This is a genomic window from Streptomyces sp. CNT372 (genome assembly GCF_000377145.1).
In genome coordinates, this window is record NZ_KB897799.1 from 1 (window position 1) to 12,979 (window position 12,979).

A 12,979-nucleotide genomic window follows, 5' to 3' on the forward strand; every position below is an offset into this window, starting at 1 on the left:
GCTGGTGCGGCGGGAGCTTGCAGCGGCGGTCACCCTCACGGGTGACGATGAGCATGGTGACCCACTCGACCAGGTCGTGAGGGAGGTCGAGTGCGGCAGGATAGGGAACCAACAGGGCTCCTGTGCCGGTGGGTTGAGACTTCGAACACCTCCCTCAACGGCACGGGGGCTTTGTCCGTTGCGGCCCTCACCACGACCCGACCGGCGTCACTCGATCAGTGTCCACGCCGAAAACGCTCACTGATCGGCGCAGGTACTCGATCGCCACGCCGAGCCACGGCGCGGCCGGGCCGGACAGGAGTGGGGGCGCGCACACGCTGTACGAGAGGACGACCGCGGGTTCCTCCTCGGTGACGCCAGTGAGAAGGGCGTGGTCGAAGGGCAGACAGTCACGCGATCCGGTCGGCCTGAGCCGCACTCCGATCGAGGTGAGCACCACCCGGGCCATGGTGTGACCGCGCCACTGAGGTAGGGCGGCGTCCTCCGCCTCTTGGCGTCGGCGGGCGTCGAGACGACCGTTGGACACCCACCGCCGGCCGAAGGTCGGGTGGTGCTCGAAGTACCCGCTGGTCGAGGGTGGGTAAGCGAGCTCTGTTCCGTAGATGCGGGCAGCGGAACAGGGCACCTCCGCGAAGGTGACCTCACTGGCCGTCAGACGAACGTCGTCCACCTGGAGTGGCAGAAGATCGCCTCCGCCGCGGAGGTGAGCTGCGAGCGCCGATGCTGCCTGTGCGGCATCGGCACGGACGGTGTCCTCTGCCCGGTCGCGTCGGCGAGACCACATGATCATTCCTTCCTGGCCAAACGGACCGGTCGGGACCTGTACGGAGCGTGCAGTACAGGCCCCGGGGCCACGTGTGACATGAGATCACCAGAGGGCACTGGAGGCAGCGACGGGTGCCTTCGCCGCCTCATCGACCTCTTCCTTCAGCCGGGCCAGCAGCAGACCGAGTCGGTCGTTGCTGATCGCCTGGTGCTTGCGGACGGCGCCCGCTACGACGTCGCGATTGATCCGTCCGGCCTGTTTCGCAGCGTCCCGCGCGATCGGCAGGAGCTCCGCCAACCACTCGTCGTCGGCCTCGCGGTCCTGCGGGTCTTCTGCATCGTCCGGGACGGACTGCTTTTCGCCGTCTGCGGGGGCGCGGACCACCCCCGGGCCGGGGTGCTCCGAGCAAGCTGCGCATCCTGTGGCCGTCCCGTGGTCCGCGGTCCAGCGTCCGGTCCGTCCGATGCCCCAGCGAACTCGTCCGCACCGTGTGCACCCTCGGGCCCATGTGGGGCGGCGCTGTCCGCACGTACTTCCTCGTTGCTCTCCACCTCCTCTGTGCGCATCTGGCAGGCAGCTTCCCAGATCGTTCGAAGCCACTGTGTGTAAGTGTTGGATTCTGATCTATATTGTTGCAATCTGTTGGTGCAGGTCCATGAAAGGAGAGCACGCCGTGCCCAAGACGACGGCCAAACTCGCCGACGGCCGCGAGATCATCTACTTCGACACGGCACCCGTCGTGGGACGTGGACGTGCCGACCAGCGTCCAATGGATGCAGTCACCGCTCGCTCCGAGGTCCGGCGCGATCCTGTCACCGGGTCCTGGGTGACCATCGCGGCACACCGCCAGGCCCGCACGTACCAGCCGCCTGCCGACGAGTGCCCTCTGTGTCCGTCAAGGGACAGACGGCTCAGCGAGATCCCGGACGCCGACTATCAGGTCGCCGTGTTCGAGAACCGCTTCCCATCGCTCGGCGAGGGACCGGCGGCTCCCACCGCTGAAGACAGCCCCTTGTACTTCCAGCGCCCTGGTCAAGGCCGCTGTGAAGTGGTGTGCTTCACCGCCGACCACGACACATCCTTCGCTGACCTCACCGAGACTCAGGCCCGCCTGGTGCTCGATGCCTGGACGGATCGAACAGCGGAGCTGTCTGCTTTGGCCGGAGTCGAGCAGGTGTACTGCTTCGAGAACCGGGGTGCGGAAATCGGCGTCACGCTGCCGCACCCACACGGCCAGATCTACGCCTTCCCCTTCACTACGCCACGCACGGTCGCGATGCGGCGGCAGGCCGACCGCCACCGCGCAGCCACAGGGCACAATCTCTTCGAGGATCTGGTGGCCATCGAACGGGCGAATTCGGCGCGCACCGTCCTCAGTGGCGAGCACTGGACCGCGTTCGTGCCGTTCGCCGCGCGCTGGCCCTACGAAGTACACCTTTACCCACACCGCCGGGTGCCGGACTTCACCGCGCTCGCGGAGCCGGAGCGTGCGGAGCTGCCCGGCCTCTACCTTGAGCTGCTACGCAGGTTCGACCGGCTGTTCGCTCGGCCGGAAGCGCGCACCTCGCCCGGCGCGACGCCGTACATCGCGGCCTGGCACCAGGCCCCTGCCACCGACGGCGGCGAGCTGGCGCTTCATCTGGAGCTGTTCACCATCCGCCGTACTGCCGACAAGCTGAAGTATTTGGCCGGCGTCGAATCCGGCATGGACGCGTTCGTCAATGACATCGCCCCCGAAACGGCGGCACAGCATCTGCGAGAGGTTGCGTCATGAGCAAGTATCTGGTCACCGGTGGTGCGGGCTACATCGGCGGTGTTGTCGCCGCGCGCTTGCTGGAGGAGGGGCATCAGATCGTCGTGATGGACGACTTGTCTACCGGGTTCTACGAGGCGGTACCTGCCCATGCCCAGTTCATACGTGGCCGGGTCGAGGACGCTGCTCGTGTCCTCGACTCCTCTTACGACGCCGTGCTCCACTTTGCCGCCTCGTCTCGAGTCGGCGAGTCAGTAGCTGCCCCGGAGAAGTACTGGCGCAACAACGTCGTAGGCACCCTGGAACTGCTCGCCGCGATGCGCGCTGCCGACGTGCGGCGGATCGTCTTTTCGTCCACGGCCGCTGTCTACGGTGAGCCCGAGAGCATCCCCATCACAGAGGACGCCCGGACCGCTCCCAGCAACCCGTACGGAGCCAGCAAGCTCGCCGTGGATCACCTCCTCACCAGCGAGGCCACCGCCCATGGTCTGGGCGCCGTCAGCCTGCGCTACTTCAACGTGGCCGGTGCCTACCGAAACCACGGCGAGAGACACGACCCGGAGTCCCATCTCATCCCGATCGCGCTGCAGGTCGTCCAGGGGCTGCGCCCCGAACTACACATATACGGCGGTGACTACCCCACGCCGGACGGCACATGTATCCGCGACTACATCCACGTCGTCGACCTTGCCGAAGCCCATCTACTCGCCCTCGGCGCCATCACTCCCGGCGAGCACCTGGTCTGCAATCTGGGAAACGGAGCCGGATTCTCCGTGCGCGAGGTGATTGAGTCCGTACGGCGAGTGACCGGCTGTCCCGTGCCCACCAGCATCGCTTCACGCCGCCCGGGGGACCCGGCGGTCCTCGTCGCCTCTGCCGCGCGGGCCCGGACCGTGCTCGGCTGGCAGCCCCGCCGCCCCGATCTGGATGAGATCGTCGCCGATGCCTGGCGTTTCGCGAGAAGGCTCCCCTGAGGTTGACACGCCTGTCCGTTCGGCGCAGAACTGTGACTGAGTCACCTTCGCCAGCTCGCTGAACACCTCTACCAACGACCGACGAGAGCGTAGGACGCAGTGCCATGACAGAGATCCGCACATCCGACGCGGTACGCATTCGCTTTCGCCAGGTGTACGGCGATGAGCCGGACGCGATTTGGGCCGCCCCCGGCCGCGTCAACCTGATGGGCGAACACACCGACTACAACGACGGCTTCGTGCTGCCCATCGCCCTGCAGCGCACCGTGAAGCTGGCCGTACGCCACCGCGACGACGGCGCTTTGCGACTCCATAGCGCACAGGACGGCGGCGGAGTGACCGAGCTGCAGGTGGCACATCTGAAGCCAGGCGCCACCCAAGGCTGGGGTGCCTACCTGGCGGGTGTGGTGTGGGCGCTCGCCGCAGCAGGCCATACGGTCGGTGGCGCGGACGTCCACATCGACAGCGACGTCCCCACCGGGGCCGGGCTGTCCTCCTCAGCGGCGCTGGAGTGTGCGATGGCCGTCGCCTACGACGCCCACCACCGCCTGGGGATAGCCCGTCCAGACCTGGCCCGGCTTGCCCAGCGGGCGGAGAACGCCTACGTCGGCGTGCCGTGCGGCATCATGGACCAGACCGCTTCGCTGTGTTGCGACGAAGGCTCTGCGCTGTTTGTGGACACTCGTGATCTCTCCCAGCGGCAGGTGCCCGTCGATCTCACCGCACACGGCGCGGGGCTGCTGGTCATCGACACCCGAGTCCAACATGAACTGATCGACAGTGGTTACGCTGAGCGGCGAGCGGGCTGCGAGCAAGCGTGTGCCGCGCTCGGCGTGCGCGCGCTGCGCGATGTGCCCGACGGTGAGCTTGACGCCGTTTTGCCCCAGCTTCCGGAAGGCCTGCGCCCCCTGGTGCGCCACGTGGTGACGGAGAACGACCGGGTCCGCCAGACGGTTGCCTTGCTTGAATCCGGTGATGTGGCCGGCCTCGGTCCTGTGCTCACCGCCGGTCACACCTCGCTACGCGATGACTACCGAGTTTCTTGGCGTGAGGCCGACCTCGCCGTGGACGCCGCCCTGCGCGCCGGGGCGCTCGGTGCGCGCATGACCGGAGGCGGCTTCGGCGGTTCCGTCATCGCCCTGGTGCGTCTGGCGGACGCAGACCCCGTCAGCGCCGCCGTCGAGAAGGCTTTCCGTACTGCTGGCAGCACCCCGCCGCGGATCTTTCCCGCGTTGCCATCGGCGGGCGCCCGTCGGCTGGCTGACAGAACTCTTCATCCTGAATAGTCGCAGTTCAAGAGTGCGTAGATGGCTTGGATGGCGCGGCTCACGCGGCGAGTGGAGCAGCGTGCTCTTCGTGTGATGGGCCAGGAGTTGAGTCGGGCGAGGGCTCATTCGCCGGGGATAGGAAACAGGGGTGGTCGCGGTCGAACTGCAGGTTGTGCGCTGGCTGTTCGCTGTGGGGGTACTACGGGGTGCTGCAGGTGGCGACGACGTCCTGGTGCGGCCTCGGGACTGGTGGGCTCGCATGCTGAGGTGCCGCGTATTCCTCGGTGATGCGCTCTGGGTGTCACCGTGAGTGGCCACCGGGGGCGTATCGGCTTCTCAGGTGCCTCCGGCTTCGGTGACCAGCCGGGTGGCCGTCTTGTCGTGGTAACCGAGGGCCTTCGCGATGAGGCTTACCCTTGATCGTGGACACCTGGAGACTGAGATCTTGAGGTTCCAGAGGAAGTAGCACCAGGTGGGAAGGAAGTACACGAAGCGGTACACCGAGGAGTTCAAGCGGGACACGATCGCGCTCGTCGACTCCTCGGGCAAGACGGTCACCGCGGTGGGCCCGGGAACTCGGCATCAGTTCCGAGTCCCTGCGCGGCTGGTACCGCAAGGCCAAGTCCGACCGGGGCGAGGGCGAGTCCGGTGAGCTGACCAGCGCCGAGCGCGACATCCGCGGCGTCAGCGGGCGCAGGAGGCCTTCGCTGGCCCGGCCTGATGTGAAGGCGAGGCCAGCCCCGGACCTGATCGGCCGTGACTCCATGCCGAGCGTGCCGGGACCAAGCTGGTCGGCGACATCACCTACCTACCCACCGCCGAGGGCTGGCTCTGCCTCGCCTGTTGGCTGGACCTGGCCACCCGCGAGGTCGCCGGCTACGCGATGGCCGACCACCACCGCGCCGAGCTCGTGGTCGACGCCCTCGACATGTCCCACGGCCGGGGCGGACTGGAGCCCGGCTGCGTGATCCACAGCGATCGCGGCAGCGAATGCGCGTCGACCCAGTTCCGGGAACGAATAGGGAGGTTCGGGCTCCGGCAGGACTGCGGACGCACCGGATCATGCTTCGACAACGCCGCCGCGGAGAGCTTCTGGGCCCTGCTCAAAGAAGAGATCGGCCCCCGCACCTGGCCCGACCGGGCCACCGCCCGCGCCGAGGTCTTCAACTTCATCGAGACCTTCTACAACCGCCGCCGCCTGCGCGAGCACACCACCCTGGCGAAGATCGCCGCCGGGTTAGGGTTCAGCAAGTCCACTGCCCACGCCTACACCAGCACGGTCGTCGACCTGCTCGCCGCACGTGCACCGGGCCTGCTCAAGACGCTGCGCGAGCATGACCCCGACTTCGTCCTGCTCGACGGGACTCTCGCCGAGTGCGACCGGGTCGGCGACGGGCGGGCCGACTACTCCCACAAACACCGGCGCCACGGCGTGAACGTGCAGGTCGTGGCCGATCCCGGCGGTCGGCTGCTGTGGGTCTCGCCCGCCCTGCCGGGCCGCACCCATGACCTGACCGCCGCCCGCACCCACCGGATCATCCGGACTTGCGAGCGCCAGGGCGTTCCCCTCGTGGCGGATCTCGCCTACCAGGGCGCCGGTCCGTGGCTGACCACGGGTATCAAAAGCAGGCCCCTGCAGGACCTCACCCCCACCGAGAAATCCCGCAACCGTGCCCTGGCCGCCACACGCGCACCCGTCGAACGCGGCGTCGCCCGCGTGAGGTCCTGGCGGATCTTCCGCAGATCCCGCTGCAGCCCCAACCGCATGACGTCAATCGCCAAGGCCATCCTCACACTGGAGCTGCAACGCTGAAGAAGCTCAATGAGCCGAGGACCGGTTCTGACACCGTAAAGCTCCGCCGCGGGATGCGAGATCCCGCGGCGGAGCCACTAGTTCCGGTGTGTCAGGAGACGTACCCCGGGATGATTTCACTCATCGCGATATTACCCCAGGTGCGGTTCGCGTCGTTGACGGTCATGCGTACACGGTCGGTTTCGACCGCGTCGAACTCGATGTCGCGCGTTTCCAGAGTCCAGTCGTTGTGCTCCCAGGACAGTTCCACGCCGTGCTTGAGTTCCTGCCAGTTCTCACCGTCCCAGTAGTCGAGATCAAGCGCGGTGACGGCCTGCCCCTGTGCGAACACGCCTGCCAGAGAGAGCTTGTCGAGCTGCACAGGACCAGCTGGCCACCTCAGCGTGATGGTGCCGGGCAGCGTGATGTCGGTGTCGCTCTGCCACGGTGTACCGGTGTCACCATCGACCAGCAGGGAGATCGGCCCGGAAGTTTCAAGCGTGTCGAACGACGTGCCGATGATCGGCTGGCGGGGGTCCGGCGCGGGAAGATCCGGCTCACTGGTGAAGATGTCAGTGATCGACAGCCCCCCACTCGCCCGGTTCGCTTCGGTGATGGTGAGGCGGATCTTCTTGGTGTGGACCTCCGGGAACGAGATTTTCCTGGTCTCGACAGCAGGGTCGTTGTGGTCCCAGTCCAGTTCGACGCCGTGCTTGAGTTCCTGCCAGCTGTTGCCGTCCCAGTAGTCAAGGTCGAGCCCAGTGACTCCCTGGTCCTGTCCGAACACGGAAGCCAGCGTGATCTGGTCGACAGGTGTTTCGATGTCCGGCCAGCTCAGTGTGATCGTCCCGGGCAGGGCGGCATCCTCCGTGCTGCGCCAGTGGGTTTGCACGTCTCCGTCTCCCAGAGCCGAGACACCACCAGACGAGGGGTCCGTGGGAATGTCCGTTGTGATGTCCGGCTTCTGCGGCTGAACGGGCAGAGCGTCGGCGCTGCCGGAGACACCGGAGACCTTGATCTCGTCCAGCCGAACGCCTTCGGAGCTCTGGACACGAACGCGGATACGGCTCGTGGCGACGTCCGTGGAGCGGAGCGAGATGTCCTTACCGATTTTCGTCTTATGGTCGACGATGACTGGCATCCAGTCGACGCCGTTGAACGTGTCGACACTCACCTTGACGCGCCCCTGCTTTGGACCGCTGAGCGTGATCTCGTCGATCGCGACCTGCTTGTCCCAGGCGAGCCGGGCGGTCGCCTCACCGTCCTCTCCCGGCTGGATGGTGACGTTCTGGTCGGTCGATCCGTCCGTGAGCAGATCGGGGCTGCCTTCGATCGCGTCGTCGACGAGCACGGAGGCTTCGCCCTGCAATGCCGAGGATTTGACTCTGTCTCGTACTGCGGTCTTGCCCAGGACGTTCCAGCCGCGAAGCGTCTTCTCCTTGACCGCGAGCTCGATCGCGGGCTTCCAGTTCTTGTCACGGTCGACGATGGCGGTGGCGAACAGGTACTCGCCCTTGCGGACATCGGGTGCGAACGTGGTGCGGTCGACGTAGTCCGTTCCCTTGAGCCAGTGCGCCGGCTGGGCGTCGGAGAGAGCCGTGTAGACCGGCTTACCGCTCTTGGGGTGGAGGAGGGCGTAGGCGAGTCGGTACTTGTCGTTCCACTGAGGGAGGTCGTTGGGGAACTTACCGACTCCGGTGTTGCGCCATTGCGCTTCGACGGTGAACGGCCCGTCGTTCATCGAGCGCGGGAGGGTTACCGATTTCGGCGAGAAGCGGTAGCCACCGTTGACCACGAAGTCATCGACCAGGTCGGGGGCCTCCTTCATCCAGGCCTCCGTGTCTTCCGCGACACGCAGATCGAGGGTGTTGGCCCGCATCTCCTTCGCTTCGGCCACTACCGCGGAGAACATCTCCCGTCGGCTCTTGTAGCCGTACTCCTCCAAGTACCCAGGCTCCCGGGAGAAGAGTGAGTGGAAGCAGTTCTCCGCGTACAGCGGCGTTGCGGGCCAGCGCGCGTGAATCTGGTCCTTGTCCCGCTGCGGGAACCACCGGCCACACCCGAAACTGTCCCGGCGCATGACGTAGCCGTGGTTCCTGATGGCCTCGTCCTGCAGCTTGTAGGAAAAGCTGTTCGGGCCGAACTGCAGACCCAGGATGACGTGCTGGAAGGCGGAGGAGTAGGCGTCGGTCACCCAGCGGTACACCTGAGTCTTCTCTTCGTCGGTCAGGTAGTCCTCGTGGTGATTCTCACCCCACAACCCCAAGCCGATTCCGTCCACGAACATGGTCGTGTCGGGGTCGTCGAAGTCCTCCCCGAGGGCGGCGACCATAGCACCGTACTTCTCCTGGAACACCGGGTCGTTCGCGTAGGGATTGCGGTGCTCTTTGTCGTACAGGTAGCTGTCGGCCCCGGCGTCGAAGACGAACCCAGGAGTGGCTTCCTTCCCCCAGTAGTCCCCGCCTTGGTAGTAGATGCGGAAGGCTACCTGCAGACCGCGATCCCGGGCGCCCTTGATAAGGGCACTCAGGTTGCTGTTGCGCTTTCTCCACACGTAGTTTCCCTCGGATGGCTCAACCTCAACCCAAGGGATCCGCATGTAGAAGAACGATGCCTTCTCCGGAGCCTTTACCGCGTCCATCCGTTTCCAGTACGCGTCGGCATCCGGCGTCTTCGCCTCGAATGTGTCGACGTACAGGCCCCAGCCCATACCCGGATTACGGAGCAGGCTGCTGGTGTCTTCTTCGGGCGTGACCGTAATGCTTCTGTTGCCTGCAGGATCCCGCTCAGCGGCAGACGCCGCCGGTTGTCCGGTGAGTGTCGCCACCAAGGCAGCGGCAACGGCGGTCACCGTGAACCGTGCAAGGTTGGGCATCGATTCTCTCCTTCTGGAGTGAGTATTACCGTTCCTGCTTCGATGTGTGTTCATCGAACTGATACATCGAGCGTGGTCAAACATGTTACTCAGTGAGGATCTCCAATTAGTCTCTCGGCGGTTATCGGATGGGGCGGGTCGCAGCTCAGTCGAACTATTGCGGCTGCGACCCGCCGGCGGACACCACGGTTTGACTATGGCGTCAACCCGAGAGTGTCCACTGCTGGTTGGCTGCGCCGTGACACGGCCAAAGGATCAGCTTCGTTCCGTTGGCTGTGCCGCCTTCCTCGGCATCGAGGCACATGCCCGTCGAGGGGTTCACCAGGGTTTGGGATCCGGATTCGTAGGACCAGACTTGGGCAGCGGTGCCGTTGCATTCCCATACGACGGCGTGCGCCCCACTGGGCTGTGGTGATCCGGCTACGGTCAGGCAGATTCCGTCGCTGGTGACGCGGCCATCAGCAGTGAGTTTCCACTGCTGATTCACCCCACCGTTGCAGTCCCAGAGAACGATCTGGGTGCCGTTGGCGTAGTTGCTGTTAGGTACGTCGACACAGCGCCCGCTACCCACCCCAGTGATGGAGCCGGCCTGGTCGGCTTGGGTCACGGTCACCTCTCCGAGGGGATGCCACCCCGAGGCGGTCGCAGGATCAGTGAGGGCCAGCTTGATGGCTGGCTGGTCGCCACTGGTCGTGTCGACAATGGCCACGCCGAGTTGGTACTGCCCTGGCGGCGCCTCGAACATCGCTTCGGAGGTCGAGCTGTAGAGGCCGCCCTTCAGCCAGTCGCCCGGATCGATGGCGGGATCCACGTACTGGTCCACTACAGTCCCGTCGGTCTCCAGCAGTGCGTAGGAAACGCGGTACTTGTGGTTCCAGCCAGGCAACTTGTTCGGCAGAACCCCAACGGCTGAGTTCGTCCACGTCTGTGTGATCGACGCAGACGCTCCGGATGCCACGGTGCCAGGGAAGGCGACGTGGTCGGGCGCCAGACGATAGCCCCCGTTGAGAGCGAAGTCTTGGACCAGATCTGGGTGATCCTCCACCCAGGTTGGCACGTCCGTGGCCGGCCACCGCAGGTCGAGAGTGTTGGAACGCACGTTCTTCGCATGCTCGATCACCCGGGTGAGGACAGCGGTTACGCCCTCATTGCCGATGGCACCATCGCAAGACCCATCCCATTGCACGAAGTTCTGGTAGCAGTTCTCGCCGAACACCGGTGAGGCTGGGAAGCGGGCCTTGATCGCGTCCTGAGCCTCCGCCGGGAAGTAGAGCTCGCTGCCGAGGCTGTCACGCCGGATGGCCAGACCCTTCGCGGCACGCACCTGGTCCTCGTTGTCGACTCCGAACTCGCTTCCGAAGGAGAGGGCGATGAGGACTTGGTCAAGCTTCTGCCGGTAGAGGTCAGTGATCCACTCGAGCGTCGGCGCGAGGTCCGCTTGGTCCAGGTGCATGTGGTGGCCCTCGCCCCACCATCCGAGCCCGGTGGCGTCTACGAAGTCCACCTTCGACGGGTCGTTGTACTCAGCTCCGAAGGCGGTCAGGAAGTTCTCGAACTTCTGTTGGTAGACTGGATCCATGACATCAGGGTTGGGGAACCCGGTGTTCGACGTACCAGCTTGCTGAGCACCCGCGTCGAAGACGTACTGCGGCGTGGCCTGGTACGCGACATCTTGGCTGTCCGGGTAGATGCGGAAGGCCAACTTGAGCCCGCGTTGCTGGGCTCCGTCGATGAGCGCGATGTAGTCAGCATCGTTCTGCCAGGCGTACGCACCCTCAGTTGGCTCGAACTCTGACCAGGGCAGTCGGATGTACAGCTCAGACGCCGGGGCCAGGTACGGATCCACCTGACTCCAGAACGTTGTGGGGTTGGGGATCTCCCCTTCGACGTAGAGCTGCCACCCCATGGCTGGATTTTTGATCACCGATTGAGCGTCCCGGGCCGGGCTCACTGCTTGGTGACCCTCCAGCACGTTGAGCTGCAGGTCGTCACAGTAGCCCTTCGCCGAGCCGACGTCCTTGACACAGAAGACCGTGACCTCGTCATTGGTCGGGCCCGTGGTGAAGTCCACCGCAGCCCCGGTGTACGTCGTGCTGGTTACCGTCTGAGTCTTGCCGCCGCCCCCGTAGTTGTCCTTGATCCCGAGGACGACCGGTTCACCAGACGCCTCGGAGCGGAGCCATCCGGACAGGCGGTAGGTGGTGTTGGGTTCGACTGCGACGAGCTGCTCCGCCGACCCAGGCGTACTGGTAATTTCCAGGGCATAACTGCCACTGCGGGCGTTGCCCGCCACAACGGAAGCGTCCTGCCAGGCATACCAGGGGGCGAGAGAACCTGACTCGAACGAACCGTTGCCGAGGACGTTCGGGCCGGGCTCGGCAGCAGCGGGAGTACTGCCGAGCAGAGCGACACCGAGCGAAAGTGCGATTGCGAGGGGGCCGGCCTTGAGCCGGCTACGTCTGCCGGGCGGATGTGACCGAGGAAGCGTGGGGTGGAACATGGGGTCTCCTTGGTGCTGCGCTGGGCCCGTGGGGGGCTGCCTCCACCACCCGGCACTCACGAGCACCTCACGACAGAGACGACAGTGTGACCTGAACCCAACCAGCGAATGGCCTGAAGGCGACTGCTGAGCGACATGCTGGCCGACCCAAGGAAGTGCGTCAATACTCTTGACTGAATCCCTCGAAGCACTCAGAGAATCCACCCATATGCCTGATCTGATGAGGGAGTCCTTGCGTCAACCTGAAGATCAGCGTAAACACTCCGTACTGAAGTGGCTTCCGGCAGTGGCTGGCCGCGCGTCCTGACCAAGGAGCAGGCCGCCGAAGTTCACGGTTCATCCCCGTGCAGGCGAAGGTTCGGGTTCCCCAGCCCTCGGCCGCCGCCGTACCCGGCCCGTCGCTCAGCACGCCGAGCACTACAAGGAGCGGAACGCCGTCGAGCCGCTGATCAGCAGGTTGAAGATCTGGCAGGGTGTCGCCATGGCGGGCAGCCGTACCGACACAATCGCGCACTGAGACCGTGTCCTATGTGGTGAGGCGGACGCGCCGCTAGTACAGCAGAGCGCGACCGTCGCCGTCGCGCAGGTCGCTCGGCGCGTTCCGGAGCCACAGTCTCGGCATCGTCGGTCTTATGGGAACCCTCCAAGAGCACCTGCGGCAGAGTGCCCCCTGTGAAATCGCGGCCGCCCGGGAGTCGCCGTCTCCTCACCGGTCGGGAACACCCACTCGTCCACCGGTCTGGGCGCTCAGGCCCTGGTAGCCGGCATCCGCGAGGATCTCCACCGAGGAGGGGACTGTAAATCGATTCACAGAGCGTTTTCAGCGTGGCCACTGATCGGGTGACGCCGGTCGGGTCGTGGTGAGGGCCGCAACGGACAAAGCCCCCGTGCCGTTGAGGGAGGTGTTCGAAGTCTCAACCCACCGGCACAGGAGCCCTGTTGGTTCCCTATCCTGCCGCACTCGACCTCCCTCACGACCTGGTCGAGTGGGTCACCATGCTCATCGTCACCCGTGAGGGTGACCGCCGCTGCAAGCTCCCGCCGCACCAGC

Annotated in this window: 8 protein-coding genes and 4 pseudogenes; 6 read left to right on the plus strand and 6 right to left on the minus strand. The window is 65.5% G+C overall.

The annotated features are described in order from the left end of the window. The 3 genes and pseudogenes from C593_RS32795 to C593_RS0128110 all read right to left on the minus strand — a co-directional run. Positions 1–112: pseudogene (locus C593_RS32795) on the minus strand (IS5/IS1182 family transposase); the annotation flags it as partial. Positions 113–187: 75 nt separating this feature from the next. Then, positions 188–670 (minus strand): hypothetical protein, encoded by a 483-nt coding sequence (locus C593_RS0128105; RefSeq protein WP_486591205.1) that lies wholly within the window; start codon positions 668–670, stop codon positions 188–190. 198 nt (positions 671–868) lie between these two features. Beyond that, the gene (locus tag C593_RS0128110) at positions 869–1,150 is read right to left on the minus strand and encodes a hypothetical protein (protein ID WP_018850661.1); all 282 of its coding nucleotides are present in this window, start codon (positions 1,148–1,150) and stop codon (positions 869–871) included. Positions 1,151–1,439: 289 nt separating this feature from the next. Between C593_RS0128110 and galT the strand changes: the two genes are divergently transcribed. The 3 genes from galT (at position 1,440) to galK (ending at position 4,779) form a co-directional block, all read left to right on the plus strand. After that, the gene (gene galT, locus C593_RS0128115) at positions 1,440–2,540 is read left to right on the plus strand and encodes a galactose-1-phosphate uridylyltransferase (RefSeq protein ID WP_018850662.1); all 1,101 of its coding nucleotides are present in this window, start codon (positions 1,440–1,442) and stop codon (positions 2,538–2,540) included. After that, positions 2,537–3,493, plus strand: a complete 957-nt coding sequence (gene galE / locus C593_RS0128120; protein ID WP_018850663.1) for a UDP-glucose 4-epimerase GalE — start codon at positions 2,537–2,539, stop codon at positions 3,491–3,493. Before galT ends, galE begins: the two co-directional genes overlap by 4 nt. Positions 3,494–3,597: 104 nt before the next feature. Further along, complete coding sequence (galK, locus tag C593_RS0128125) at positions 3,598–4,779, plus strand: galactokinase (protein ID WP_018850664.1); 1,182 nt, start codon at positions 3,598–3,600, stop codon at positions 4,777–4,779. Between the two features lie 318 nt (positions 4,780–5,097). Here galK and C593_RS33495 read toward each other — a convergent pair whose 3' ends face one another. Next, the gene (locus tag C593_RS33495) at positions 5,098–5,274 is read right to left on the minus strand and encodes a hypothetical protein (protein ID WP_199790100.1); all 177 of its coding nucleotides are present in this window, start codon (positions 5,272–5,274) and stop codon (positions 5,098–5,100) included. Positions 5,275–5,542: 268 nt separating this feature from the next. Here C593_RS33495 and C593_RS33165 point away from each other — a divergent pair. Further along, positions 5,543–5,815, plus strand: a pseudogene (locus C593_RS33165) (transposase); the annotation flags it as partial. Between the two features lie 144 nt (positions 5,816–5,959). Then, positions 5,960–6,574: pseudogene (locus C593_RS0128135) on the plus strand (transposase family protein); the annotation flags it as partial. A gap of 91 nt (positions 6,575–6,665) precedes the next feature. Here the strand turns inward: C593_RS0128135 and C593_RS0128140 are convergent. After that, entirely contained in the window at positions 6,666–9,428 is a 2,763-nt protein-coding gene (locus tag C593_RS0128140) for a hypothetical protein (protein WP_158686882.1), read from the minus strand. 202 nt (positions 9,429–9,630) lie between these two features. Then, positions 9,631–11,928, minus strand: a complete 2,298-nt coding sequence (locus tag C593_RS0128145) for a ricin-type beta-trefoil lectin domain protein (protein WP_078521987.1) — start codon at positions 11,926–11,928, stop codon at positions 9,631–9,633. A 939-nt stretch (positions 11,929–12,867) separates the two neighbouring features. Between C593_RS0128145 and C593_RS32800 the strand changes: the two are divergent. Beyond that, positions 12,868–12,979: pseudogene (locus C593_RS32800) on the plus strand (IS5/IS1182 family transposase); the annotation flags it as partial.

Coding starts and splice junctions, on each gene's coding strand:
- galK (WP_018850664.1), top strand. CDS start 3,598: ATGACAGAGATCCGCACATCCGACGCGGTACGCATTCGCTTTCGCCAG.
- C593_RS0128140 (WP_158686882.1), bottom strand. CDS start 9,428: ATGCCCAACCTTGCACGGTTCACGGTGACCGCCGTTGCCGCTGCCTTG.
- galE (WP_018850663.1), top strand. CDS start 2,537: ATGAGCAAGTATCTGGTCACCGGTGGTGCGGGCTACATCGGCGGTGTT.
- C593_RS0128145 (WP_078521987.1), bottom strand. CDS start 11,928: ATGTTCCACCCCACGCTTCCTCGGTCACATCCGCCCGGCAGACGTAGC.